Source organism: Flagellimonas sp. MMG031, from assembly GCF_040112705.1.
Taxonomy (GTDB): Bacteria; Bacteroidota; Bacteroidia; order Flavobacteriales; family Flavobacteriaceae; genus Flagellimonas.
Genome location: NZ_CP157804.1, coordinates 3,543,704 through 3,570,222, shown reverse-complemented (window position 1 = coordinate 3,570,222; position 26,519 = coordinate 3,543,704). Strand labels below are relative to the sequence as shown.

27 protein-coding genes and 1 other RNA gene are annotated in these 26,519 nt (G+C 43.2%); 15 read left to right on the top strand and 13 right to left on the bottom strand.

The window, feature by feature from the left end:
* Positions 1-71: 71 nt before the first annotated feature.
* The gene (locus ABNE31_RS16250) at positions 72-716 is read left to right on the top strand and encodes a flavin reductase (protein ID WP_349351882.1); all 645 of its coding nucleotides are present in this window, start codon (positions 72-74) and stop codon (positions 714-716) included.
* Between the two features lie 205 nt (positions 717-921).
* Here the strand turns inward: ABNE31_RS16250 and ssrA are convergent.
* Positions 922-1,320, bottom strand: a transfer-messenger RNA (tmRNA) gene (gene ssrA / locus ABNE31_RS16245).
* A 331-nt stretch (positions 1,321-1,651) separates the two neighbouring features.
* Between ssrA and ABNE31_RS16240 the strand changes: the two genes are divergently transcribed.
* The 5 genes from ABNE31_RS16240 (at position 1,652) to ABNE31_RS16220 (ending at position 5,137) form a co-directional block, all read left to right on the top strand.
* On the top strand, positions 1,652-2,857 hold the full coding sequence (locus ABNE31_RS16240; protein WP_349351881.1) for an NAD(P)-dependent oxidoreductase: 1,206 nt from the start codon (positions 1,652-1,654) through the stop codon (positions 2,855-2,857).
* A gap of 82 nt (positions 2,858-2,939) precedes the next feature.
* Positions 2,940-3,209, top strand: a complete 270-nt coding sequence (locus ABNE31_RS16235; protein ID WP_349351880.1) for a hypothetical protein — start codon at positions 2,940-2,942, stop codon at positions 3,207-3,209.
* A gap of 107 nt (positions 3,210-3,316) precedes the next feature.
* Positions 3,317-3,772, top strand: coding sequence for a small multi-drug export protein (locus ABNE31_RS16230; RefSeq protein ID WP_349353057.1), 456 nt, complete (start codon positions 3,317-3,319; stop codon positions 3,770-3,772).
* Positions 3,773-3,878: 106 nt separating this feature from the next.
* Positions 3,879-4,748 carry a DUF808 family protein gene (locus tag ABNE31_RS16225; protein ID WP_349351879.1) on the top strand — a complete coding sequence of 290 codons (870 nt, stop codon included), beginning with the start codon at positions 3,879-3,881 and terminating at the stop codon, positions 4,746-4,748.
* A 20-nt stretch (positions 4,749-4,768) separates the two neighbouring features.
* Positions 4,769-5,137 (top strand): DUF1801 domain-containing protein, encoded by a 369-nt coding sequence (locus ABNE31_RS16220; RefSeq protein WP_349351878.1) that lies wholly within the window; start codon positions 4,769-4,771, stop codon positions 5,135-5,137.
* 4 nt (positions 5,138-5,141) lie between these two features.
* On the opposite strand, the gene kdsA is transcribed toward ABNE31_RS16220, so the two are convergent.
* Complete coding sequence (gene kdsA / locus ABNE31_RS16215) at positions 5,142-5,960, bottom strand: 3-deoxy-8-phosphooctulonate synthase (protein ID WP_293283120.1); 819 nt, start codon at positions 5,958-5,960, stop codon at positions 5,142-5,144.
* A gap of 73 nt (positions 5,961-6,033) precedes the next feature.
* Here kdsA and ABNE31_RS16210 point away from each other — a divergent pair, with 73 nt between their 5' ends.
* Positions 6,034-6,609: a hypothetical protein gene (locus ABNE31_RS16210; RefSeq protein ID WP_349351877.1), complete on the top strand. Its 576-nt coding sequence runs from the start codon at positions 6,034-6,036 to the stop codon at positions 6,607-6,609.
* A 106-nt stretch (positions 6,610-6,715) separates the two neighbouring features.
* Here the strand turns inward: ABNE31_RS16210 and ABNE31_RS16205 are convergent, their stop codons facing one another.
* The 5 genes from ABNE31_RS16205 to ABNE31_RS16185 all read right to left on the bottom strand — a co-directional run bounded on the left by ABNE31_RS16205 (position 6,716) and on the right by ABNE31_RS16185 (position 8,553).
* Complete coding sequence (locus tag ABNE31_RS16205; protein WP_349351876.1) at positions 6,716-7,018, bottom strand: HigA family addiction module antitoxin; 303 nt, start codon at positions 7,016-7,018, stop codon at positions 6,716-6,718.
* A gap of 13 nt (positions 7,019-7,031) precedes the next feature.
* On the bottom strand, positions 7,032-7,313 hold the full coding sequence (locus ABNE31_RS16200) for a type II toxin-antitoxin system RelE/ParE family toxin (protein WP_349351875.1): 282 nt from the start codon (positions 7,311-7,313) through the stop codon (positions 7,032-7,034).
* Positions 7,314-7,554: 241 nt separating this feature from the next.
* A complete protein-coding gene (locus ABNE31_RS16195; RefSeq protein ID WP_349351874.1) occupies positions 7,555-7,878 on the bottom strand; it encodes a type II toxin-antitoxin system PemK/MazF family toxin in 324 nt (107 codons plus the stop codon).
* Positions 7,869-8,114, bottom strand: coding sequence for an AbrB/MazE/SpoVT family DNA-binding domain-containing protein (locus tag ABNE31_RS16190; RefSeq protein WP_349351873.1), 246 nt, complete (start codon positions 8,112-8,114; stop codon positions 7,869-7,871). Before ABNE31_RS16190 ends, ABNE31_RS16195 begins: the two co-directional genes overlap by 10 nt.
* 94 nt (positions 8,115-8,208) lie before the next feature.
* The gene (locus tag ABNE31_RS16185; RefSeq protein ID WP_349351872.1) at positions 8,209-8,553 is read right to left on the bottom strand and encodes a hypothetical protein; all 345 of its coding nucleotides are present in this window, start codon (positions 8,551-8,553) and stop codon (positions 8,209-8,211) included.
* A 118-nt stretch (positions 8,554-8,671) separates the two neighbouring features.
* On the opposite strand from ABNE31_RS16185, the gene ABNE31_RS16180 reads away from it, so the two are divergent.
* A complete protein-coding gene (locus ABNE31_RS16180; protein WP_349351871.1) occupies positions 8,672-9,229 on the top strand; it encodes a hypothetical protein in 558 nt (185 codons plus the stop codon).
* Positions 9,230-9,326: 97 nt separating this feature from the next.
* Positions 9,327-11,126: a translational GTPase TypA gene (typA, locus tag ABNE31_RS16175; RefSeq protein WP_293283126.1), complete on the top strand. Its 1,800-nt coding sequence runs from the start codon at positions 9,327-9,329 to the stop codon at positions 11,124-11,126.
* A 151-nt stretch (positions 11,127-11,277) separates the two neighbouring features.
* Here typA and ppgK read toward each other — a convergent pair whose 3' ends face one another.
* The 4 genes from ppgK to ABNE31_RS16155 all read right to left on the bottom strand — a co-directional run bounded on the left by ppgK (position 11,278) and on the right by ABNE31_RS16155 (position 14,578).
* Positions 11,278-12,036 (bottom strand): polyphosphate--glucose phosphotransferase, encoded by a 759-nt coding sequence (gene ppgK, locus ABNE31_RS16170; protein WP_179384398.1) that lies wholly within the window; start codon positions 12,034-12,036, stop codon positions 11,278-11,280.
* Between the two features lie 96 nt (positions 12,037-12,132).
* Positions 12,133-12,816, bottom strand: a complete 684-nt coding sequence (locus ABNE31_RS16165; protein WP_179384397.1) for an ATP-binding cassette domain-containing protein — start codon at positions 12,814-12,816, stop codon at positions 12,133-12,135.
* Between the two features lie 77 nt (positions 12,817-12,893).
* Positions 12,894-14,024 (bottom strand): DUF3137 domain-containing protein, encoded by a 1,131-nt coding sequence (locus tag ABNE31_RS16160; protein WP_349351870.1) that lies wholly within the window; start codon positions 14,022-14,024, stop codon positions 12,894-12,896.
* Between the two features lie 8 nt (positions 14,025-14,032).
* On the bottom strand, positions 14,033-14,578 hold the full coding sequence (locus ABNE31_RS16155) for a LemA family protein (RefSeq protein WP_349351869.1): 546 nt from the start codon (positions 14,576-14,578) through the stop codon (positions 14,033-14,035).
* 257 nt (positions 14,579-14,835) lie between these two features.
* Between ABNE31_RS16155 and ABNE31_RS16150 the strand changes: the two genes are divergently transcribed.
* The 5 genes from ABNE31_RS16150 (at position 14,836) to ABNE31_RS16130 (ending at position 23,133) form a co-directional block, all read left to right on the top strand.
* The gene (locus tag ABNE31_RS16150) at positions 14,836-17,859 is read left to right on the top strand and encodes a tetratricopeptide repeat protein (RefSeq protein WP_349351868.1); all 3,024 of its coding nucleotides are present in this window, start codon (positions 14,836-14,838) and stop codon (positions 17,857-17,859) included.
* 12 nt (positions 17,860-17,871) lie between these two features.
* Complete coding sequence (locus ABNE31_RS16145; RefSeq protein WP_349351867.1) at positions 17,872-19,620, top strand: TonB-dependent receptor; 1,749 nt, start codon at positions 17,872-17,874, stop codon at positions 19,618-19,620.
* Between the two features lie 102 nt (positions 19,621-19,722).
* On the top strand, positions 19,723-20,811 hold the full coding sequence (locus tag ABNE31_RS16140) for an OmpA family protein (protein WP_349351866.1): 1,089 nt from the start codon (positions 19,723-19,725) through the stop codon (positions 20,809-20,811).
* Positions 20,812-20,920: 109 nt separating this feature from the next.
* Positions 20,921-21,517 carry a hypothetical protein gene (locus ABNE31_RS16135; protein ID WP_349351865.1) on the top strand — a complete coding sequence of 199 codons (597 nt, stop codon included), beginning with the start codon at positions 20,921-20,923 and terminating at the stop codon, positions 21,515-21,517.
* Entirely contained in the window at positions 21,514-23,133 is a 1,620-nt protein-coding gene (locus ABNE31_RS16130; protein ID WP_349351864.1) for an amidohydrolase, read from the top strand. The genes ABNE31_RS16135 and ABNE31_RS16130 overlap by 4 nt, the downstream gene beginning before the upstream one ends.
* On the opposite strand, the gene ABNE31_RS16125 is transcribed toward ABNE31_RS16130, so the two are convergent.
* Positions 23,121-23,738, bottom strand: a complete 618-nt coding sequence (locus ABNE31_RS16125) for a DUF2911 domain-containing protein (protein WP_349351863.1) — start codon at positions 23,736-23,738, stop codon at positions 23,121-23,123. The genes ABNE31_RS16130 and ABNE31_RS16125 overlap by 13 nt on opposite strands.
* 238 nt (positions 23,739-23,976) lie before the next feature.
* Here ABNE31_RS16125 and asnB point away from each other — a divergent pair, with 238 nt between their 5' ends.
* Positions 23,977-25,647 carry an asparagine synthase B gene (gene asnB / locus ABNE31_RS16120; protein ID WP_349351862.1) on the top strand — a complete coding sequence of 557 codons (1,671 nt, stop codon included), beginning with the start codon at positions 23,977-23,979 and terminating at the stop codon, positions 25,645-25,647.
* 119 nt (positions 25,648-25,766) lie between these two features.
* Here asnB and ABNE31_RS16115 read toward each other — a convergent pair whose 3' ends face one another.
* Positions 25,767-26,282 carry a hypothetical protein gene (locus ABNE31_RS16115; RefSeq protein WP_349351861.1) on the bottom strand — a complete coding sequence of 172 codons (516 nt, stop codon included), beginning with the start codon at positions 26,280-26,282 and terminating at the stop codon, positions 25,767-25,769.
* Positions 26,283-26,519 lie beyond the last annotated feature (237 nt).

Here is a 26,519-nt window from a genome sequence, read left to right as displayed (position 1 = left end):
CATTCGATTGGTAGGATCATATAGCTAAGAAGCAATGGTGGTCGTCAATCCGAAATCGTCAAACAAAAAGGATGCAGTATTCAAATAAAGATATTTTGGAGCTGGACCGAGTGGTTCGTCTCAAGATCATTAATTCCATAACCGGAATCAAACCCGCCAATCTCATTGGTACCATGGATGGAAATCAAACCACCAACTTGGCCGTTTTCAGTTCGGTGGTGCATTTGGGAAGTCAGCCGCCTCTATTGGGTTTTGTGGCCAGGCCCAAAACTGAAGATTCTGGGCATACGCTGCGGAATATTGAAGAAAATGGCATGTACACCATTAACCATATCCATCCAGATTTTATCGAACGGGCCCATTATACCTCCGCCAAATTTGATCGCGGTGTCTCCGAGTTCAAGCGATGTGGATTCACGGAGGAATATATTCAAAATTTCGGAGCTCCCTTTGTAAAGGAAAGCACAATTAAAATGGGAATGCACTTAAAGGATATGATTCCTATTCCTATGAACGGGACAACCTTGGTTATCGGTGAGATAGCCCATCTTATTTTGCCAGATGCAGCTATGGAATCTGGCGATATTGATTTGGAACAACTACAGAGCACCGGTATTTCGGGTCTTAACAGCTATTACCAACTTAAAAAAGTGGCGCAATATCCGTATGTAAGGGTAGAAGAGGTGCCTGATTTTAAAAAACAAAAAAACCTGTAAATCAGTAATTTACAGGTTTAATGTGTTGTTTTGATAATGATTTAGTGGAGCGGGAGTGATTAACTTCGTTCCTTCCTCCTAACCAATGTTGCAAATAAGAAACCACGAAGCAGAAGCTTCATGTTTTGTATTTTATTCATTTACAAAACTTCGTTTTGACATTCCATAAAAAACAAAACCACGCCTTGGCGTGGTTTCTTGAGTGTAGTGGAGCCGGAGGGATTCGAACCCTCGTCCAAACAAGCAATAACCATGCTTTCTACATGCTTAGTATCTGCTTCATTTTCGATGCATACCTGACCAGATACGGCCTAATATACACTTAGCTTCTTTGGTTTTAGAGGTGTCGCCAAAGCGAACGAACACCCTTTTGTTGACTTTTTTGGTGCTCCTAAACGAATCGCCGTCAACAAGGGCTATTCAGGAACATCTCGCTTCCCTACCTTGTAGGGACGAGGCATATCCTACTATAATTCAGATTATGCGGCAAGAGCGTAATTATTTTCGCCAATTAAAAGTGTGAAACATGAGATTAACGAGCTATATCCCAGCGCTCGGCATGCTTACATCGCCATTGGTCTTGCTGTCAAAACCGGTCGGCCCCATAATGAGATAGCAAATTTCTAATTTGCGTTATCGAATTATGCCCTGAGTACTTCGTCTACGCTCAGCATAAACTACGTCGAAGGGCCAATAATCCTAAATTAAACTCACCTTTTTATCAAAGAACTCTGTTCCTACCGAACATATATAATTTTTGGGCGTTACCCAAATTGGCCAAAACCATATTTCGGTCGGGCTATCGGCCGTACATGGTACCTGCCTCTATCCCTAACGCGGTCGGCAAAGGTAAGGCATAACCATCAAACCATAAAAAGTTTGCTTGCCCAACCTTTTCCCCTTATTTTGGTCAACAATTATACCAAAAATACCATATGAAGTTCGGAATCATCAGGGAGCGCAAAAATCCGCCCGATCGTAGGGTGGTCCTGTCACCAGCAGAATGCCAAAATGTCCTTTCCAAATACCCAGCCGCCGAAATTAACGTGGAATCTTCCCCAATTCGGGTGTTTTCGGACAGTGAATATACCGAAAAAGGTATCCCTGTGGTAACCGATATGGATTCCTGCGATGTACTGCTCGGCGTAAAGGAAGTCCCTATCGATGCACTGATTCCCAACAAAAAATACTTTTTCTTTTCCCATACCATCAAAAAGCAGCCCTATAATCGGGACTTGCTAAGAGCCATTTTGGAAAAGAACATCGAATTGTACGACCACGAGGTCATCACCAATTCCAAAGGGGCAAGATTGGTGGCCTTTGGCCGGTATGCCGGTATCGTTGGTGCCTATAACGGCTTTAGGGCCTATGGTCTTAAATACGACCGCTACCAATTGCCCAAGGCCGAATCACTTTTGGACCAACAAGCGCTGATTGCGGAACTCAAGAAAATACAACTGCCCAATATCAAAATATTGCTTACCGGAAGAGGACGCGTGGGCAACGGCGCCAAAGAAATGTTGGACGCCATGGGATTGAGGGAGGTTTCTTCGAACGAATATCTGACAACTAATTTTCAAGAACCTGTGTACTGCCAAATCGATGTTTCCTACTATGTGAAACGCAAGGATGGGATAAAAGGTAACAAAGCCGATTTTTTTCAAAATCCAGGAGAGTATCGGTCCGACTTTTTTCGCTACGCCAAGGTTACCGATTTTTATATTGCTGGGCATTTTTATGGGGATGGCGCACCCTACCTGTACACACGCGAAGATGCCAAACATCCCGATTTTAAGATAAAAGTAGTGGCCGATATCAGTTGCGATATCGATGGTCCCGTGGCCAGTACCATTCGTCCCTCCACCATAGCGGAGCCCATTTACGGCTATGACCCGGAAACCGAATCGGAAACAGATTTTAAGGCAGATAATGCCATTGCCGTAATGGCCGTGGACAACCTTCCCTGCGAGTTGCCACGGGATGCCAGCGTTGGTTTTGGAGAAGCCTTCTCCAAACTCGTTATCCCTTCCTTTTTTAACAGCGATAAGGATGGCATTCTCCATAGGGCCCGAATGACCCAAAATGGCAAGCTGACCCCCCGCTACGCCTACCTTCAGGATTATGTGGACGGACAAGAGTGATCGTATATCCAAAAACATTCCCGAAAAGTTGGTAATGGGTTGTTTTTTAGTATATTGTATCTCTTAAACTTTTTAAAGGCACGTGAAGTTCAATTGGGTATTTTCTGGGGACGACAGTCCTGCAATGCAACGGACCTGTATCGATATGGAATACAGTCTACGGCCAAAAATCACAAGGTTTTTGTTGTCCCGTTTGGATGTGGATACCGACTTTACCAGTTTTCATTTTGATGTGAATGTGGATAAAAAATGGGTGTATATCTCCGAAAAAACGCCTATCGAATACATTCGCCAACTGCTGCCAGAATTTGATATGGTCATCAATGGAGATCCTTTCTCCTCGGTGGCGTAAAGCACCGTGGGCCGATTCTAAAATCACAATTAGTAAATATTTAAGGGTTTTGAGAGGGCAGGTTAGCTTAAACCTGAATATTTTTGCAAGTTCTAAACCTGTACAACTTGCATATCGATTTACTCATAGCGGCACTTTGGAGCCTTTCCCCCTTCGGAGAGGCAAAAGTTGGTATACCCTACGGGATTTATCAAGGTGCCAATGAATATCTGGTGTTTATCGTTTGCTTTGGAGCCAATGTACTGGTGTTTCCCCTCATGATGTTCTTTCTGGAATACATCAACCGTCACTTGATCAAATGGCGATTTTATAAAAAGTCGGCCGTTTTTGTTGGGCAACGTGCCAAAAAGGGCTCTGGAAAAAAGATACAGCGCTTTGGTTTTTTGGGGATTGTACTTTTTGTGATGATACCTTTCCCGGGAACCGGAGTCTATGCCGGGAGTATTGCCGCCTATCTTTTTAAAATGAAGAAGCGCGAAGCCTTTGCAGCCAATACCATCGGAATCTTCTTTTCTTCCTTGATCATTTGGGCAGCCACTTTGTTGTCCATGGAAGGCGCTTAAATCCATAAGTTTCTTATTTTTTAAGATATCCCATACAGTTTGTTAGTGAGGTATTTGTTTATTTTGTCCTCAAAGAAGACGAATACACTAACCATTAAATATTACTATGGCTTCTGGATTTTTTGCAGTATTGGATGATATCTCCGCCCTCATGGACGATGTGGCGACCATGAGCAAGGTGGCGACCAAAAAAACAGCGGGCATTTTGGGCGACGACCTGGCCGTAAATGCAGAGAAAGCGACAGGCTTTTTGGCCAGCAGGGAGATTCCCGTGCTTTGGGCCATAACAAAAGGCTCTTTTTTGAACAAATTGATCATTCTCCCCGTGGCTTTTTTGCTTAGTGCCTATTTGCCCACAGCCATCACCATCATTCTTATACTTGGCGGTATTTATTTGGCTTATGAAGGAGCGGAAAAGGTATACGAGTACCTGTTCCATCGAAAGGAGGAAGAGCAGTATGACGACCCCACGGAAGTTCCAGAGGAGGAATTGCCCGAGCTGGAAAAGAAAAAAATCAAACAGGCCATCATTACAGATTTTATCCTCTCTGTGGAAATTGTCATAATTGCATTGAGTACCGTGGTCAATGAAACCCTGACCATACAAATCGTGACGGTTTCCGTGGTGGCGCTGTTGGCCACTGTTGGCGTGTATGGTATTGTGGCATTGATCGTCCGGATGGATGATTATGGCTATCGACTCATCAACCTAAACGAGCGAACGGATAGTTTTTCGGATAAGGTAGGCCTAGTGTTGGTCAATGCACTTCCCAAGATCATTAAAGGATTGTCCGTTGTAGGTACCTTGGCCTTGCTCTTGGTATCGGGTGGAATTTTTAACCATAACATCAACTTTTTCCATCATTTAGTTCCTTCATGGCCCACCATGTTAAAGGAATTTGTACTGGGATTGGCGATTGGTCTTGTGGCCGTGCTGTTGATGCAGTTGGTGAAGAAATTGTTCAAACGTAAGTAAAGGTGTACTAGTTGACGATTATGAATCCAGCTGAAGACTATATTATCAACCAAAAAGAACCTTTTAGAAGCATTTTATTGCACCTAAAAGCGGTGATCGAATCAGTAGTGCCTCAAGTGGATATGAAGTATAAATGGAATATTCCTTGTTTTTATGCGGGGAAGCAACCCATTTGCTACTTGAATGTTTCCCCAAAAAAACGCTATGTGGACATCGCATTTTGGAACTCGGCCCATTTGACCTTGCATTTGGACAAAATGGTCACGGAGAACCGAAAAGTGGTCAAATCCCTACGGTATGCTACCTTGGAAGAAATCGACCAAGAGGTGTTGGTGGACGTATTGCAGGAATGTTACGCCCAAAAGCACAAAGGTTTTTATAAACGATAAAGGGTTATAGTGAATTAATGGTCTTTCGGATGGCCGTTAAATCAGTCAATAATTTCTCCAATAAACTTAAATCCAGCATATTGGCGCCATCACTCTTCGCATTGGCTGGGTCAAAATGGGTTTCCATAAAAAGGCCGTCCACACCCGCTGCAATGCCCGCTCGGGCCATAGTGCCTATGAGGGCAGGCCTACCGCCCGTTACCCCGGAAGATTGGTTGGGCTGTTGAAGGGAATGGGTCACATCCAACACCACGGGAGCGTATTGCTTCATCGTGGGAACACCGCGAAAATCCACAATCATATCCTGATACCCGAACATGGTGCCACGGTCCGTTATCCAAACTTGCTCATTGCCCGAGTCAATGACTTTGGCCACGGCATGTTTCATGCTTTCGGGGCTCATAAATTGCCCTTTCTTTAAATTGACCACCTTGCCCGTTTCGGCAGCGGCCACCACCAAATCCGTCTGTCGCACCAAAAAGGCGGGAATCTGGAGCACATCCACATATTCCGCCGCCATGGCTGCATCAGAAATTTCATGGATATCCGTAATGGTAGGAACACCAAAGGTGTCCGATACCTTTTTCAAAATCTTTAAGGCTTTTTCATCACCAATTCCGGTAAAGGAATCAATCCGGCTACGGTTGGCTTTTTTAAAACTTCCTTTGAACACATAAGGGATTTGTAGCTTGTCCGTAATGGCGACCACCTTTTCCGCTATGCGCATGGCCATATCTTCGCCCTCTATGGCACAGGGGCCTGCCAACAAGAAAAAGTTATTGCTGTCCGTATGTTTTAGTTGTGGGATTTTAGTGATGTCCATTTCTTAAAGTTTGCACAAAGATAGCATTAAACCGTGGCATCCTTTTTAGATTTATCAAGATAAACCATTACCTATGAAATACAGGATTATATTGTTGGCCTTTTGTTTGATCCCGTTCTTGTCACACGCCCAATGGCAAGAGCGGGGAGGCACCTTTGATTTGGTGCACTTGGAACGGCACCAGTTTCAATTGAATCTGTTAAGCCCTGGATTCACCTACGAATGGGGACTTTTTAAGAACCAAAGTGTTTCCTCCAACCTAGGTTTTGGCTTGGCCACTTATGAAGAAGGTTATGTGTTCGGATTGGCCATGAACAACCGCTATCGCTACTACCATAATTTTAATCGGAGGACAAGGATGGACAAAAACACTTCGGGCAATTCGGGCAACTACATTGCCGCGGCGCAAGCCATATTCTTTTCACAATTGCAGATTTCGACCAATGTTGACGCCGTAGGTGACTTTAATCTCGGATTCTTTGGAATGGTGTACGGCATTCAGCGTACCTACGAAAAGGGCTTTAATTTTAACGTGGAGCTTGGTGCCGGGTATTATCGGGGCGATGGTGTACCGAGCGGCTATGGGCCGTTGATCAATGTGACTTTGGGCTGGGTGGCCACCAAACGGAAGAAAAAGAACCGATTTTAAGGGTAAAAGTGGCCTAGGATATTTTTTAGTGAAGTTGGGATTAATACTGGTAACTAATTGACTATAATTCGCCAATTATTCAATTTAGTATTAATGAAGCAATGTGTCAGGCAACACTTTTATTGTCAAACTTTTCAATGCTATCCAGTTCCGCTTTCTTTTCCTCTCGCTCTTCTTCGATGTCGAAATCATCTTGCAATCCTAGCCAAAACTTAGCTGAGTTTCCGAAATACTTACCTAGTCGAAGTGCTGTATCCGCTGTTACTCTGCGACGTCCCTTGATAATCTCAGAAATTCTAGTTTGGGGTATTTTTAAGTCTTTTGAAAGACGGTATGCCGAAATTTCCAGTGGTTCCAGAAATTCCAAATTCAAAACTTCTCCGGGATGTATGTTGGCCAACTTTTCCATTTTGTTCTTTTTTTTAGTGATAGTCGATAATTTCCACTTCGCTTGCGTTACCGCTGTTCCATTTAAAGATGATTCGCCATTGTTTGTTGATTCGAATACTGTAAAAGTCCTTTAGATTTCCGGACAATTTTTCAAGTCGGTTGGAAGGCGGAACTCTCAAATCCAAAGTGTCTTGCGAGTTGTTGAGCATCCTCAATTTCCGACGTCCAACATTCTGAATTTCAATTGGTATTTTTTTAACTCGGACACCGTTCCAAATCATTTCGGTTTCTTTCGAGCCAAATGAGACAATCATACTTTCGCTTCACGTTACTAACGTACAAAGTAAGCAAAAATTTTGCTTTGTGCAAAATGTTGACTAACGGGTACACGGCTATGGCCCTTTGATTAATGTTACTTTGGGCTGGGTGTCCACCAAACGGAAGAAAAGAACCGATTTTAGGGTAAAAGTGTTTTTTGAAACGATTTTTTATACCCGACAGCTGATTTTCAGATCATTTTGCTGACATTTCATTCTTGCTTATGTCATCGGCAAGTTAGTCCACAAAAGTTTCTTTGATAACCTCCTTACATTTTTCAATTTCGGATTTTGAAAGAGTTTCAAAAACCTTAAAGATTCGGATTTTGTCCACTGTCCGTATCTGGTCAATGGCAATCATTCCCTTTTTTTCGTTGTGTTTTACGGCAACTCGTGTTGGATACTTTTTAAGGTTGGTTGTCATGGGAGCAAGGACGATAGTATTCAGGTATTTGTTCATTTCATTTGGCGAAATGATGACGCACGGTCTTGTTTTTTTTATCTCGCTTCCGATGGTCGGGTCAAGGTTGACAAGAACGACTGCGTATTGCTTTAATTCCATTCCTCAAGGCTTTCGTCATCGAACACATCGTTCATAAGTAATTTATCGTCCCCGTTTTCACTCATTTTCTTAAATTCTTTCTCCCAATTTTTGCGTGGCAAAGCGATGGGTTTGAGAATGATTTGTTCTTCTTCAAGAATAAGTTCCACCTTGTCCTTAATATTATATTTTTTCAAAATGGTCTTGCTTAAACGAAGTCCTTTTGAATTTCCTATTTTGATTATTGATGTTTCCATAAGTCTAAAATGTTATTACAAAGTAAATACATTTTATTGAGGCTTCAAAATTTGTTTGGTGGTTGCCACCTTGGCTACGGCAAGTGATTGATTTTTATTCTCCACAAAAAATATCTGTCACTCGTAACGTATTAGGGTCAAATTCCAATCGCATATTATCTGAACCAGCAAATACCATAGGATATTCCAATGTATATTTAAGTTCACCTTGAATTTCAGAAACCATTATTCCACCAGAATTTTGGTGTTGAGTCCAATATTTGTATTTCAAATCACCAATTATTTCACGAGCCTTATTCAATGTCATTCCAATTTCAACCTTTTCACAATTCTTCCAGTATTCACGAGTCAGTTTTTCAGTCTGATAGAATCCGACCATTTTTGAAATCAAACTTATAATTCCAATAATCGCAAAAATGTATAGAATTGTTTTTTTCATGTTGAGCGCAAGGTTAAAACATCTAAAATAACGGATTTTACCCATCCTTACAGAATTTTCCTTTTATAGCATAATTTTTTAGCGAACTTGAGGTTATACTAGTACCAAATTAACCTACATGCGCCGATTCCTACTTTTGGCATGGCTTTTCTCAAGCTGTTTTGCAAACGCCCAATACGGGACCAATTGCGAGGTCCGTCAGTTTAAGCTCAATGCCTTTAACCCTGGTATCGAGTACGAAATGGCTCTTGGGGTCAACAGCACCTTGGATATTCGAGTGGCATATCAGGCTGCCTTGGAACCAGCAAGCTCCCAGCCCTTGGAAGATTTCGATTTTTTTCCGGCCATCACCGTTCAGAACAGATACTACCATAACCTCAATAGCCGTCAACGAAGACGCCGCTCCATTTATGGCAATTCAGGAAACTATATTGCACCATCCGTTGCTATTTTTTCACCCGGCAGCCGCGTGGTCGAAGGCCGTTTGGTGGAAGGCGTTCATGGCTACGGTGGACTGGTCTACGGCATTCAGCGCAGTTTTGATTCCGGCTTTAGTTTCTCCATCGATGCCGGTGCAGGGTACTACGTCGGACCCTTTAAAGGCAGTATTCAGCCCGTAGTCAACCTCAGTATCGGCTGGATTATCAGCGAAAAACGATGGTGTGTGGGTCTATAAGTTTGGAACTCCCACAAAATCAATAAGATAAAAATAACATTTGGGTGTATTGCCCAATGAAAAATAGGAGTATCTTTGCGGGCTTAAAATTTAGGTTATGTCCAAAATTAAAAACATCGCAATCATTGCTCACGTAGACCACGGTAAGACTACCTTGGTCGATAAAATTATGTACCACTGCCAATTGTTCCGTGAAAACGAGAACAAAGGCGACCTTATTTTGGACAACAACGACCTGGAAAGGGAGCGTGGGATCACTATCGTATCCAAAAACGTTTCCGTTGTTTACAAAGACACTAAAATCAACATTATAGATACCCCTGGTCACGCCGACTTTGGTGGTGAGGTAGAGCGTGTTTTGAACATGGCCGACGGGGTTTTGTTGTTGGTAGATGCCTTTGAAGGGCCTATGCCACAGACCCGTTTTGTGCTTCAAAAGGCGATTGACCTTGGTTTGAAGCCTTGTGTGGTGATCAATAAAGTGGACAAGGAAAACTGTACGCCAGAAGAAGTACACGAAAAAGTATTCGATTTGATGTTCGAATTGGGCGCCGAAGAGTGGCAGCTCGATTTCCCAACAGTATATGGTTCCGCCAAAAACAACTGGATGGGCGAGGACTGGAAAAAACCGACCGACAGCATTGAACCTTTATTGGATATGGTGATTGAGCACGTTCCTGAATTTAAACCCCAGGAAGGCTCTACACAAATGTTGATCACCTCGTTGGACTATTCTTCTTTTACGGGACGAATCGCCATTGGAAGACTGCAGCGTGGAACCCTACGCGAAGGGCAACAGGTTTCTTTGGTCAAACGAGATGGTTCGGTGGTAAAGTCACGCATTAAGGAGCTCTACACTTTTGAAGGATTGGGCCGCTTGCGCGTTGAAGAAGTGAAGGCGGGTGATATCTGCGCCATTGTAGGAATGGAAGGATTTGAAATCGGTGATACCGTTGCCGATATCGAAAATCCCGAAAAACTAAAGACCATCGCCATTGATGAGCCTACCATGAGTATGCTTTTCACTATTAACGATAGTCCGTTTTTTGGCAAGGATGGTAAGTTTGTTACTTCCCGTCACATTAAGGAGCGTTTGGACAAGGAATTGGAGAAAAACTTGGCACTTCGGGTTCAACAAACCGATAGCGCGGACAAGTTTTTGGTGTTTGGCCGTGGGGTACTGCACCTTTCTGTATTGATCGAAACCATGCGTAGGGAAGGGTATGAGCTTCAAATTGGTCAGCCGCAAGTTATTATAAAGGAGATTGATGGGGTAAAATGTGAGCCCGTGGAGCACTTGACCATCGATTTGCCTGAAGAAGTATCTGGAAAAGCGGTTGAAATGGTATCCATCCGGAAAGGGGAGATGACCAGTATGGAAGCCCGTGGTTCCCGAATGGTGTGTGAATTCATCATTCCATCAAGGGGCATTATCGGACTAAGAAACCAATTGTTGACCGCTACGGCTGGTGAAGCCATTATGGCCCACCGATTCTTTGAATATCAACCTTTGAAAGGAAATATCGCCCAGCGTTTGAACGGGTCGTTGGTTTCCATGGAAAATGGAACCGCAATTCCGTATTCTATTGATAAGCTTCAGGAAAGAGGAAAGTTCTTTATAGACCCGGGAGAGGAAATTTACGAAGGGCAGGTAATCGGGGAAAACTCCCGTCAAGACGATATGACCGTGAACGTGACCAAGACCAAAAAGTTGTCCAACGTGCGTTCGTCCGGTGCCGATGAAAAGGCAAAAATCGTTCCGGCCATCAAGTTTTCATTGGAAGAAGCCTTGGAATACATCCAAAAGGATGAATATGTAGAGGTAACGCCAAATCACTTGAGAATTCGAAAAATCTATCTAAAAGAGGTGGACAGAAAAAGGAATAAAGTGGTCTAAATTGTAAATCACTTTTTAGCATAAAAAAAGCGAGTGAGGAGCATTCTTCATTCGCTTATTTTTTTTAAAGGAGGTGGTTGTCATTCCGTGCCTTGACACGGAATCCATTTTTTTAGTTTATCTGCCATTCCTGAGGTCCAGAACCCAAAGACTAATGCAAATGCCCGTGGTGCTGTTCGCGCAAACACGCTACCGCAGCGCCGATGATGCCTGCATGGTTCATCAACTCCGCTTTGACCACTTCTGTATCAATTTTGATGCGATGACTGAATTCCTCCCAATTTTTGGAGGTTCCTCCACCTACAATAATCAAATCTGGACAAACGATAAGCTCTACGAGTTCCAAAAATTTGTTGAAGCGCTTACCCCATTTTTTAAAGCTCAAATCTTCGCGTTCCTTGGCAGAGGCAGCCGCCCACTTTTCAATTTTTTTGAATTTCTTATAGGGAATCTGGCCCAATTCAAAGTTTGGAATCAAAACGCCATTATAAAACGCACCACTACCAAGACCGGTACCTATGGTAATCATTACCACAAAGCCATCCTTTCCTTTGCCCACGCCGTAGTTCATGGAGGCGTATCCCGCAGCATCGGCATCGTTGAGTACGGTAAATTCATGTCCGGTATACTCGGTAAACAATTCGTCGATATTGACACCTACCCAACTTGGGTCCAAGTTTCCAGGGGATTTGCATACCCCATTTTTGACTATGGATGGAAATCCACACCCAACAGGACCTTCATAATTAAAGTGGTCCACAATTTTGGCCACTACTTTGGCCATATCTTTGGGTTTTTTGGATTTTGGGGTTGGGATTCGGAAACGCTCTGTCAACATTTCTCCGGTTTCGGCGTTTACGAGGGCACCTTTAATGCCCGATCCGCCAATATCAATTCCAAGAATTTCCATATATGGGAAGCAAAATTAGTTTAGGCAAAGTAACAAAAACTTTTGCGCATCCCGTAATTGTTTTGGAAATCGTCTGACAAGCAATGGAATAGCCCGCTAAACAGCCTTTTGGATGACTTCAAACACCTTGCTGCCATCACATTTTAGGGTTTTGTGCGGATATTTGAGGATTAAGGCGTAGTCGTGCGTGGCCATAATAATGGTGCGTCCGTTCTGGTTGATGTCCTGCAGCACCTTCATTACTTCTACGCTGGTCTGCGGATCGAGGTTTCCGGTAGGCTCATCGGCCAAAATAAGTTCGGGGTCGTTTAGAAGGGCCCTTGCAATGGCGATACGTTGTTGTTCGCCCCCGGAAAGTTCGTGGGGAAATTTAAAACCTTTGGTTTTCATACCCACTTTGTTCAAAACCTCCTCGATCTTATCGTCCATCTTTTTGGGGTCTTTCCACCCGGTAGCCTTCAGCACAAACTTTAAGTTATTGTTCACGTTTCGGTCGGGAAGCAACTTAAAATCCTGAAAAACAATCCCTAGCTTTCGCCTTAAAAAAGGGATGTCGCGTTCCTTTAGGGTTTTTAAATCAAAATCGACCACCTGCCCTGTTCCTTGCCTAAGCGGCAGATCGGCATAGAGGGTTTTCATAAAACTACTTTTCCCGCTCCCCGTTTTTCCGATCACATAGACAAACTCGCCTTTTTTTACCTCTAAATCAATATGGTTAAGGACTAGGTTCTCGTTTTGGAATACAGCAACGTCTTGTAATTTTACGATGGTCTCGGGCATATTTTCATTTCAATGGTTATACAAAAGTATTTGAAAATATGGTACGCCCTATCAAAATGCAACCTTTATCCATAATTTTAATTGGAAGCTACCGGAGTGTCGGCGTTCCAGATATTCCTATTGAGGTTTAGGTCTTCCACAATGCCCACCGCCGTGGTGATGTCTTCGTACAGTATGCCAAACACATCTGTTTCGGTTAGGTTTTTTTTCTTGTCCAAGCTCAAAAAACCATGGGCATGTCGCACCCCCATATACAATTTGTTTTTGTGAAACGATAGCAGGATGGGTTTGTTTATTTTCTGATAAAGTTGTGTTATCCTTTGCATCAAAGAGGGTGAAAGGAGGTAGCGAGCTTCAATTTGGTCCGTACCGTAGACTACAAAATGCTTTTCAAACTCAGGATCCTCCATCTTCACCAGTTGGCCTCTGGTCAGGTTGAGACTTTGGAGGGTTTGGGCTACATATCCAACCCGTTTCTCCAAGGTGTCGGGTAGGATTACGGTATGGCCCTTGAATTTTTTGGGGAAATCCACCACGGCAAACATCCCCACAAAATGGCTTCCGAAATAATCTGTGGAACGGTGTTTGGAAAACAACGGCCTTACTAAATTATAAGTGACCAATAAGTGCGGGAGCAAGGGAATGAACATGAGGTAGGAATTGTAAATCCCTTGGTTGATGATGTTGACATCTCCCATCAGGATAGAAGAATTGCCGACTTTTCCCCGTAATACTCCAAAGTTGAGGTTATGAAGGCTGGGCAACTTTTTATTCCTCTTTGCTGGAGTAAAACTATGAAGCAGCTTGCTCTCGGCAATTTGTTGTGGGGGGATTTGTTTATGTGACTCAAATTTGAATTCGGGAGCGATGTCATCCAAAGCTATTTTTAGAATCTCCCGTTCGGCTTGTTTGAACTTGTTTTTGAAGCGATAGGAGGCTATCATCAAAATAAAGAACAGAAGCCAATAGGCAGTCATGGCAAATTGAATGACACCAAAATTTTGAGCAGGCATAACCCGTGCCATCCATCTGCTGAAACCGATATTGTTAAAGAAAACCATCAAGACCAAACTCAACATACCCATTAAGAACAAGAGGATTAGCTTGTTGTAAACTCCTTGGTAAAATCGATACTTTTTTCTGACAATCTCAGCTTTTTGGAGCAAAGGAGCCACTTTGTCCAACAATTTCTGTTTGTTTTCCACCATCCCTTGTTTTAGAACGATACTTCAGGGGCCTTAGCCTCTGTTGGTTCGATGGTGAAAAGTGTTCTGTTGGTATAGCCCATCAGTTTTGCAACGATATTGGAAGGGAACATCTCCATACCATTGTTAAATGAATTCACCGCCGCGTTGTAGGCACGTCTAGCTGCAGATAATTGTTCTTCCATTTCGTTAAGACTGTTTTGCAGCAGCGCAAAATTCTGATTGGCTTTGAGTTCAGGATAAGCTTCTGCCCGTAGCTGTATGTTTCCCAAAAGCTTTCCTAGTTGGTTTTCCATCGTAAACCGGTCATTGGGCGAAGTATCCTTATTCAAGAGTTTTTCCCGTAGCTGGGTGAGTTCGGTAAGCGTTTCACGCTCGTGCTGCATGGCGCCTTTCACCGTATTGACCAAGCGTGGAATCAGGTCCGTTCTTTTTTTAAGCATCACATCAATGCCACTGTACGCTTCTTCGACCTTGTTTTTTTTGCTGATGAGATTGTTGAACAGTAGAATTCCTAGCAACAAAATCAGCATGGGGAGGGCAATCAAATATGTCATTTCAACCAAATTAAAGTTAAACAGTTGGACAACGCCCAAAGGCATGCCCATTTTATTTCCGACCCTGTTGGGCCCTAGTATGTTGAGGTTGAAATCGCTGTGAGAAGCAAGATTTATTCACAGACCAATCAAAAGTACCAATTCGGCCTGATTCGTCCAACAGCGCATCGTAAATTTCGTCAAATGACATTAAAAATATACTTTGGCCTTAATTTTGACGTTATGAGTACAGTCAATCGAGAAGAGCGTAGAACACTATGAATCGAAAAAACCTCCTACTGTTTCCCATTTTAATGGGAACTTTTTTTGTGCTTTCTGCACAGGAAACCAAAATATACACCCACGAAAATAAAGTGTATCAAGATGCCTTGGCCCTCTACAACAATGGTCAGTATCAAGCCGCACAAAACATTTTCGAATCGGTAAAGGCCACTACCAAGGATGGCGAAACCGAGGCCAATAGTGCCTACTATGCTGCCAATGCCGCTATTCGGTTGAACCAGCGTGGCGCCGACAAAATGATGGAGGATTTTGTGGAGCGCTATCCAACGTCCACCAAGCGGAATTCAGCCTTTTTGGATGTGGCCGACTATTATTTTGAAACCGGAAAATATCCCTACGCGCTCAAGTGGTACAAAAAGGTGGATGAGAATTCCATGCCCTACTCGGAGCGCGACCGCTTTAACTTCAACAATGGCTACGCGCTCTATGCTTCCAAACGTCCGCAGGAGGCCGAGCGTTATTTGAACAAGGTCACGACTTCCCAAAAATATGGCTCACAGGCCAAATATTATTTAGGGTATATTGCCTACGAACAGGACGATTACAATTCGGCAAGCGCACGTTTCGACCAAATTCAGGACCCGGAGTTGCTCAATGAAAAGCTTTCGTACTATCAGGCCGACCTGAATTTTAAGCTGGGCAAGTTTGAGGAAGCCATCGCCATGGCCAAAAAGCAATTGCCCAAATCGAACCGCGAAGAGGTTTCTGAACTCAATAAAATTATTGGTGAGAGCTATTTCAACCTGGAACAATACGCAGAAGCCATTCCCTATTTGGAAGAATACAGGGGCAAACGCGGCAAATGGAACAATACCGATTATTATTTGTTGGGATATAGCCACTACAAATTGGGCGACTACGAAAAGGCCATTCAACAATTCAACAAAATTATTGGTGGAAACAATGCCGTTTCCCAAAACGCCTATTATCATTTGGCGGAATGCTATTTAAAGCTCGATAAAAAGTCCGAGGCCTTGAATGCGTTCCGAAATGCTTCGCAAATGGACTACAGCCCCGAAATCCAGAAAGATGCTTGGTTGAACTACGCCCGTTTGAGCTACGAAATCGGTAATGCCTACGAACCCGTTCCGCAAGTGTTGACCACTTATTTGGAAACCTATCCGAAGGATGAGCACCAAATGGAAATTCAGGAACTGTTGGTGGATTCGTATATCACCTCCAGGAATTTTGAAGGTGCGATGCAGTTATTGGAAGAAAACCAGAACTACGCCAGCAAGGAAACCTATCAAAAGGTAGCCTACTATCGTGGGGTGGAGCTTTTTATTGACGGCGACTACGAAGCAGCTTGGGAACGTTTTGACAAATCTGTCAAAAGTGCTGCCAATCCTAATTTTGAGGTACGTGCGCTGTACTGGAAGGCGGAATCAGCCTATCGTTTGAACCGTTTTGAGGAAGCTTTGGTGGATTTTGTGCGGTTCCAGAAAGCTCCAGCGGCCAAATCGCTTTCGGAATATGAGCAACTGGATTATAATTTGGGGTATACCTATTTCAAATTGAAAGATTACAACAATGCCATTTCCTATTTTCAGAATGTGGTAGGTTCCAATGCCATTGATGATCAACGTAAAAATGATGGTTATCTGCGGTTGGGCGACAGCTATTTTGTGAACAGTAAATACCAACTGGCCAGAAAGGCTTACGATACATCATCAAAGATGAACGGTCCGGAACGGGATTACGCGGCATTCCAAAAAACGCTGTGTGATGGCTTTTTGGGCAACAATACTGCCAAAATTGATGGTCTCAACGAATTTTTGACCATGTTCCCGACCTCTTCTTTACGGGATGATGCCTTGTTTGAACTGGGCAACTCCTATATTAACAATAATCAAGAAAGTTTAGGGTTGCAAACCTACGACCGTATCGTTGATGAGTACTCGGGCAGCAAGTTCGCGCCCCGTGGATTGTTGCGTTCCGGTTTGGTCTACTACAATTCCAGTCGTAACCAACAAGCGTTGGATAAGTTGAAGGAAGTTGTGCAAAAATATCCCAACACCCAAGAGGCCAAACAAGCCGTGGCTACGGCCAAATTGGTTTATGTGGATGAGGGAAGGGTGAGTGAATATGCCGCATGGGCCCGAAACCTCGATTTTGTGGAGGTGACCGATACGGAGCTGGACAACGCCAGTTTTGAATCGGCAGAACGAAAACAAATTGAAGGCAAGACCGCCGCTGCCATTCGTGGATATGAGGATTACCTCAAAGAGTTCCCCAACGGATTGCATGCCCAAAATGCCAATTTTGCGTTGGCACAACTCTATTTTGCGAACGGAGAAAAAAGCAAGGCATTGCCCAAATACAAGGCCGTGGCCGATGGCGGGAATGGAGAGTACACCGAACAGGCCCTGACCCGTGTTTGTGAAATTTATGTGGAACAACAAGATTACACCAATGCCATTCCCTACCTGAAACGATTGGAAAATACTGCTGATATCTCGGAGAACAAAACCTTTGCACAGTCCAATTTGATGAAAGGTTTTTACGGTCAGAAGGATTATGCACAGACCATCGCCTATGCCGAAAAGGTGTTGAATGCTCCCAAAATAGACAATCGCATCAAAAGTGATGCTCACGTCATGATTGCACGATCTGCCATAGCCACGGATAATGAACAATTGGCCAAAACAGCTTATCAGGATGTGAAACAAATCGCATCGGGAGAGCTAGCAGCCGAAGCGTGGTACTACGATGCCTATTTTAAAAATAAGGAACAGAATTTTGAGGCATCCAATGAATCCGTCCAAAAATTGGCCAAGGACTACGCTGCTTACAAGGAGTGGGCCGGTAAAGGGTTGGTGATCATGGCCAAGAACTTCTACCGTTTGGGAGATGCTTTCCAGGCCACCTACATTTTGGAAAGCGTGATTTCCAATTTTTCCGAGTTTGAGGAAATCGTTTCGGATGCAGAAACAGAGCTGGCCACGATCAAGGCCAAAGAAGCCGAGAGCAATTCATCCGTAGATCCCAACCAAAACTAAACGAGACACAACATGCAAAAGAGAACCTATTATATATTTTCACTAGTTGTTTTGAGCCTTTGCGGAGTGGGTATTGCCCAAGAAGAGGATAATATCGGTACGGAAACGGTAACGGTGGTAAAACCATATTCCCCAACCGTTTCTGATGCCTTTAAGATCAAATCGTCTCCCAGTTTGAACGATTCCATTGTGCTACAAAAGAAAAAAATCAATTACAGCATATTCTCCGTGCCCGTAGCATCCACCTTTACCCCGGCGAAAGGAAAAGCATCGGGAGTGGAAAAAACACCACCACCCACCTTGTACAATTCATACGCATCGGTAGGTTTGGGCAATTACAACAACGCTTTGGTGGATTTTTACACCAGTAGGGAGTTCAATCGTGGCGAAGATTTGTTGGATTTTGGACTTACCCACAACTCATCACGTGGCGATTTGGATTCAACCCCTCTGGATACGGAATTTTACGATACCAAGTTAAACGCGTCCTACGCTAAAAAGGACAGGTACATGGATTGGGGAGCGGACATCGGTTTGGAGCATCAACTGTACAATTGGTATGGAATCCAGAGTGAATTCTTTACCGAGGATGAGATCAATGCGATGGACGAGCAGCAAAATTATTTCAATGCGGAGGTCAAAGCACACTTCAACATGGAAGATTCTTATTTCAAAAGTGGAAATGTGTTGTTGAGACGATTCTGGGACGCTACGGAATCTACGGAGAACAGGGCTGTTATCAACCCCACCTTTGAACTTCCGATTACGCAGGAGTTGCTTACTATCGGAGCAAAGGTCGATTATGTAGGCGGTAGTTTTGAAAATGGCTCGATTACCGAAACGACCAATGAAGGACAGAAAAACTATAGCCATCTGCAAGCAGGAGTCACACCAAGTTTGTTGGTTCTTCGGGATGACCTTACCTTGAATTTGGGGGCCAACATCGTCTACGGACTGGATATGGAAAACAGCGAGAACAACTTTTATATCTACCCAGCGGTTACCGCATCATATTGTGTCTTGGATGAAAATGTGATCGCCTACGGGGGTATTGAAGGGGAGTTGGCTCAAAATTCCTATCACGATTTTGTAAATGAGAACCCTTTTGTTTCGCCAACTTTGGATATTACCCCTACCGATCGACAGTACGAGGGCTATTTGGGATTGAAGGGCCAGTTGACTTCCAATGTGGGATACAATATCAAAGGCTCGTATATGGCAGAGAACAGGAAACCATTGTTCATTCACAACCCAATCAACACCTTAAGGGACGATGAGAAAAGCTATACGTTCGGTAATTCCTTTCAGGTGTTTTATGATGATGTAAAAACTTTGGGTGTTTTTGGTGAAATCAATGTGGATGTGAACCGTAATTTCTCCTTGGGCGTGAATGCGGAATTTTACGATTATGACACCGAAACGGATAATCCTGCGTGGAACTTGCCTTCTATTAAAGGCTCCGTTTTTATGGACTACCAAATTAGCGAACAGTGGTATATGGGGGCCAATTTGTTTTATGTGGGCGAAAGGGAAGATTTATTGTCCCAAATTGACCCGCTTAATTCTCAATTGCAATTCGATCAAGTCACCCTCGATGGATTTTTTGATGCCAATGCACACGTAGGATATCGATTCAACGACCAGCTTTCCATTTTCGTGAAGGCTTCCAATATCGCCAACAACAATTATCAGCGTTGGGCCAATTTTAGGGTACAAGGGTTCCAGGCTTTGGCAGGTGTGTCCTACAAGTTTGATTTCTAACCTGTAGGGAAATACGCAATAAATTGTTAAAAATACCGTTCATTATTTTCGGTCAATTTATTGATTGCTCAGTAGTTGACCGTTCCTATTGAAACGGAAACCATGCAACCACGACCATTACAAAACCTATTTTTATACCTTGTTTTAACGAGTTTCTCGTTGGGGTTTGGCCAGAATTTGGTGCAGAATGGTGGATTTGAGGACTATGTATCCTGTCCCGTTAAAATGAGCAATCTTAACAAGGATGCCGAGTATTGGAGCGCCCCAACCTTGGGAACCACAGATTATTTTAACGAATGTAGTCGTACCAAGTTGGGCGTTCCCATGAACTTTAAAGGAAGGCAGGAGCCTTATGAGGGAGCAGGATACGCTGGAATGTACCTGTACGCGCCGAGAGATTACCGGGAATATATCCAGGTTCCCCTAACGGAAACTCTTCAAAAAGGAAGTCGGTACAGACTCACCTTGTACATCAGTCTTTCGGAAAAATCAGATGGAGCCGTAATGGATATGGGAGCTGTATTTGCTGAAAAATTACTTTCCGTACATACCAAACGCGAACTTTCCCAAGGTGAACTTTTGGCATCTACTGTCCAAACCACTCCCATCAAACAGTTTCCGGTCACAGGGTACTATCAGGATAAACAACAATGGATGGAACTCAGTTTTGACATGGTAGCCAAGGGTTTTGAACGCTATCTGATTTTGGGAAATTTCAAAAGTAATGTCGGGACCAATTACTTGGACAATACCGATGCATCTCAACCGAACGAGGGCTATGCCTACTACTATCTAGACGATATCTCATTGACCTACCTTGGTCCAGAATACCAAACAGACGAGGTATATGTGCTGGACCACGTTAACTTCAACTTTGACCGTTTCGATTTGCAGCCCAAAGCGGAGCAAAGCCTTCGGGATATTTATGAATATTTGATGAAAAATCCTGAATTAAAGGTCGCCATTAGCGGACATACCGATGATTTAGGTTCCGATGCCTACAATGATATCCTTTCACGGGAGCGGGCGAGTAGCGTAGCGCAGTATCTGATTGATCTTGGACTGGACAAAAATCGGATTACATCCAAAGGGTACGGAGATAGTAAACCTTTGGACACTACCTTAACCGACGAAGCCCGAAGAAAGAACCGTCGGGTAGAGTTTGTGATGACAAAGTTTGAGGATAATTAGTTATCCGTCAATTCAAACAGGTCATCCATCAGATCAGAAGGGGCATTGATCAATTGGTGAAGATAAAAACAATTTGATAACCTATTTTAGAGGTTAAAGTATTTTAACCATGAGGTTATTTGTTGCATGTATTATTCTTTTGGGCGCTTTTTTATCGTTAAATGCACAAGCTTATCCGCATCCACAGCACGGATCTAATTTTTATTCTTCTGAATCATATTCTGTAGCTTCTTATGATTTCGAAAAATATGGGTATTTACCAGATTCAACCCTAACTTACAATAAAGAGGAACATTCGGTTTATCTTTTGAAAGAGCAGGACACTATCAATGAAATAGGCAGTTTTCCAATTTCCGAATTGCATTATTCTGATTTTTATGTTTGGATAAACGAATCTCCAGGAATAAATGGCGTTGAAAGAGTCATTCTTGTAGACCATCTTTTTTCAAACTGCGGAGATTCTTTAACCTCATACTATTTTCTAGAAATGTCTGACGGGTCAATCGATTGGTTACCAACTTTAACAACCATGAACTTAGGTGATGAGTTACATTATTATCAATACCGATTTCCAAATGAAAAGTTTGGTGTAAAAGATAAAGTTGTACAAGGTTTTTTGGATTTGACACAGGCAAGTGAATTTAAGTCATTTGAAAAAGAAACGGTATTTTTATGGGATGGTAAAAAACTAATCCCAGAACAATGAAAAAATTTACACTGCTGTTTGTTATTCCTCTACTCTTTTCATGTAAGACCAAAGAAGAGGTGGACCTGATTGTCACCAACGCAAATATCTACACCGTAGATGCCAATTTTTCTAAAATAAACAGCTTTGCCGTCAAGGATGGAAAGTTTGTTGCTGTAGGTGATTCCGAAGAAATTACACAAAAATATGATGCTGCCGAACAATTGGACGCCGAAGGCAAGACCATAGTTCCAGGCCTTATTGATGCCCATTGCCATTTTTATGGATTGGGACAAAACCAACAAGTAGTGGATTTGGTGGGTACGCAAAGCTTTGACGAAGTTGTGGAACGGGTTGTGGCATTTCAAAAAGAACGGCCTTCAAATTTTATCCGAGGTAGGGGTTGGGACCAAAACGATTGGGAAGTGAAAGAATTCCCGACCAAGGATAAGTTGGATGAATTGTTCCCGGACACTCCCGTAGCGCTGGAGCGTGTTGATGGTCATGCCTATTTGGTCAATCAAAAAGCATTGGATATGGCTGGGATTACGACCGAGACCCAAACCGAAGGCGGGGAAATTGTAAAAGAAAATGGTCTGATTACTGGTGTATTGGTGGATAACCCCATGGCTTTGGTGGATAGGGTGATTCCCGAAGCCAGCTTGGAACAAAAAATACAGGCACTAAAAGATGCTGAGAAAATATCGTTGGACTACGGACTGACCACCGTAAACGATGCAGGTTTGCCCCGGGATATCATCGAGCTTATCGATAGTTTACAGCAAGCCGATGAATTGTCGATTCGGGTGTACGCCATGGTATCCAACTATCCAGAAAATCTGGATTATTTCCTGAACAAAGGCATTATTAAAACCGATGAATTGAATGTTCGTTCCGTAAAAGTGTATGGCGATGGGGCCTTGGGTTCACGGGGAGCGGCCTTGAGAGCGCCATATTCCGATAAACCGGGACATTTTGGGGCGATGGTCACCCCGGTAGATCAAATTGAAGCCTTGGCAGAGCGCATTGCGGCCACCGATTACCAGATGAATACCCATGCCATTGGCGATTCTGCCAATATCGTGGTGCTTCGTGCCTACAAAAAAGCCTTGGAGGGCAAAAGCGACCGTAGATGGAAAGTGGAACATGCCCAGGTGATTACGCCCTCCGATTTTGATTATTTTGAAAATGGAATCATACCCTCCGTGCAACCTACCCACGCTACCAGCGATATGTATTGGGCTGAGGATAGATTGGGCGAGGAACGCGTTAAAGGAGCCTACGCCTTTAAGGATTTGCTCGACAAAGCCGGACTGGTAGCCTTGGGAACCGATTTTCCGGTGGAACAAGTGAGTCCATTTTTAACCTTTTACGCAGCGGTGGCCCGTCAAGATTTGGAGCAATATCCCGAAGGTGGTTTTCAAATGGAAAATGCCTTGAGCAGGGAAGAAACCTTGAAGGGAATGACGATTTGGGCGGCCTATTCCAATTTTGAGGAGGATGAAAAAGGAAGCATTGAACCAGGGAAATTCGCGGACTTTGTGGTGTTGAGCGATGATTTGATGACCATTCCATCGGAAGAGATTCCCAACGTAACCGCTGAGCAGGTTTTCTTGGGAGGAGTTCAGAAGAAATAGGAGAACTTTCTTAAGAAAGAACAATAAAAAAAGCCCCAGATTGGGGCTTTTCTGATTTGATATCCTACTAGATTAGTAACTGATAGGCAAGGTAACTCTTGTGTTCCCCATCCCATAACCAAGTTGCCATCGTCATCAAAAGCAATTCCGAAGGCTTCCAATTCCTCACTGTCCATGGAAGGGGTGGCCATAGCGCGTACCACATCGGCATCGCTATCATAGGAGTAAGCACCCCATTGGTGTAGGTTGTTGTTCAAGATAACGGTCCATTCATCTTCCCCAGGTATGGTGAACAAGGAATAAGAACCTGCCTTGATGGTTTTTCCCCCGATCATGGCATCTGTATAAAATGTGATTTCGGTGGCCTCATTGGCTCCGGTTCTCCAAACCTTTCCCACAGGGGCCAATTCGGCAAGACTACGTCCCTTTAATTGTGGACGGCTGTAAATAACACGTGCCATTTTGTTAGCTTCCCTTGAACTTGCTGGGTAATAGGCAATATCGGCCGGACTTTTGTCCAATCCGCTAAATTTCTGTGCCGTGGCATCAGTGGTAAATACCAAACTGGTGCAGAGCACTACTAATAATACGGTTAATTTCTTCATGATTGTGATTTAAGTTCCTAGTTTAAGGAGTTGATTAAATGATATTCAAATATACAGACGAGAAAATTAAGCAACCTTACAATGCGTTCGGAATAAAAGCATAAAAGCAAATATGAATTACAATTAATAATAAATAGGCAGTTTAATATATAATAATATAAGCCAAATTGGATATATACTTTTGTTTTTTAATGTTAAAATTCATTTTTGTTTTAAAATTGTTATAAATTATAATGATATGTGTGGAATTGTATGCGCATTTGATGTGAAGGAAAGTACGGAAGTGCTTAGGCCCCAATTGTTGGAGATGTCGAAGAAGGTTAGACACCGTGGGCCAGATTGGAGTGGGATTTACTCTGATGAAAAAGCCATTTTGGCCCATGAGCGATTGGCTATTGTGGACCCGGCTTCGGGTAAGCAGCCGCTATTGAGCGCGGACGGGAAATTGGTGTTGGCCGCCAATGGTGAAATCTATAACCATCAAGAGTTGAGAAAACAGTTCGAAGGAGAATATCAATTCAGGACCCAGTCGGATTGCGAAGTAATTTTGGCCCTTTACAAAGAAAAAGGTGTTCACTTCATCGATGAAATGAACGGAATTTTTGGTTTTGCCATTTATGATTCCGAAAAGGACGAATATTTTATTGCCCGCGACCATATGGGCATCATTCCCCTATATATTGGATGGGATAAGAACGGTACATTTTACGTTGCCTCCGAGCTAAAGGCCCTGGAAGGCACCTGCTCCAAGATACAGTTGTTCCCTCCGGGACACTATCTGCACAGTTCCGATGGGGAATTTGTGAGATGGTACAAACGCGATTGGATGGAATATGATGCGGTTAAGGAGAATGAAACCAGTATCCAAAAAATCAAGGATGCCTTGGAAGCTGCGGTGCATCGTCAGTTAATGTCCGATGTGCCTTACGGTGTATTGTTGTCTGGAGGCTTGGATTCTTCGGTAACATCGGCCATTGCCAAAAAATATTCCCAAAAACGAATCGAGTCTGGTGACACTGCCGATGCATGGTGGCCACAACTCCATTCGTTCTCCGTGGGACTGGAAGGTTCCCCGGATTTAGCTGCCGCCCAAAAGGTGGCAGACCATATAGGAACCGTGCACCATGAGATTAAATTTACCATCCAAGAAGGACTAGATGCCATAAAAGATGTTGTATATAATCTAGAAACTTACGATATTACGACAATAAGAGCCTCGACACCAATGTATTTAATGGCAAGGGTCATTAAATCCATGGGTATAAAGATGGTCTTATCCGGGGAAGGAGCAGATGAACTTTTTGGAGGATATCTTTACTTCCATAAGGCGCCAAGCCCAAAGGATTTTCATGAGGAGACCGTTCGGAAATTGGATAAACTTCATATGTACGACTGTCTCCGAGCCAACAAATCTTTGGCCGCTTGGGGCATAGAAGGCCGAGTGCCTTTCTTGGATAAAGAGTTTATGGATGTAGCAATGAGCATCAACCCAAAAGATAAAATGATCAATGGAGAACGCATGGAAAAATGGGTGGTGCGCAAGGCTTTTGAGGACTATTTGCCAGAAAGTGTGGTATGGAGACAGAAAGAGCAGTTTTCGGATGGCGTTGGATATAGTTGGATAGATACCTTAAAAGCTTTGGTGGAGGAGGAGATTTCGGATGAGCAGTTGCAAAACGCCCATTTCAAGTTTCCAATTCAAACACCGACATCAAAGGAAGAATATTATTATCGTTCCATTTTTGAAAGCCATTTCCCTTCGGATGCTGCGGCATTGAGCGTTCCACAGGAACCATCGGTAGCCTGCAGTACCAAGATTGCCCTGGAGTGGGACGAAGCGTTTAAAAACATGAATGATCCATCGGGAAGAGCAGTGGCTAAGGTTCATACCGATGCATATGTGAAATAGCCCCCTTTACCAACCAACGATATGAAGCAGTAAATCTAACATTTGTTTCATTTTTAATTAGTCCGAAAAGCCCCTTATTCAAGGGGCTTTTTAGTTGCATCAAAAATGTTGTGATCTAACTAGAAGTGAAGTGCAAAACCTATACGGAATTCAAACATGCCCTCTTCTGTAAAATCCTCGTTAAGGCTCAGGTTATAGCGCAAACCGGGCTCAATGCTAACCATATCGCCAATAAAGATGGCGTAACCTCCTTGGAATCCCAACCATAGGGGATTTTCGGTTGCATCTTGCAGGCTGGCTCCGGTAACATCCAATTGAACGGGGATGGTATTGATGATGTAATATTTAGCACCCAATTTGTATGAGAAAATGCTTGTTCCATCAAAATCGGAGTACCCAAGTCCAACCTTGGCAGCTAAGTTATCCGCAATAAAATATCCACCTTCGGCCCCAATGCTCCAAATGGTAAGGTCGTCAATGCTAACAAGTCCAAAACCGGTATTGGCCGTGTGTGCAACACCGGTATCCCCACCGCCAAAACCTGTATTGGCTTCTATCAACCAGCTGCCTTTGTCGGTCTGGGTTCCATCTTGTGCGTTACTTGTAAAGGTAAACCCGATTGCCACAGCAATCATAAAAATTGTTTTTTTCATCATGTAAAATTTAGGATTAAAGGTCCGAAAGTATAACTTTTTTCAATGCTCGATGATTTTTTATTGAAAATTGTAAAAGCATATTTAGCACTGTTCAAATCGACGCAGTAAGTACGTTGTTTCACCTAAACAAAACTTAAAAAGGATGTGGTTTTTATAGAAATCACTGAATATGGAAATTAAGGAGGAAAAGAACTGTGTTTTCCACAGGTTTTTGTT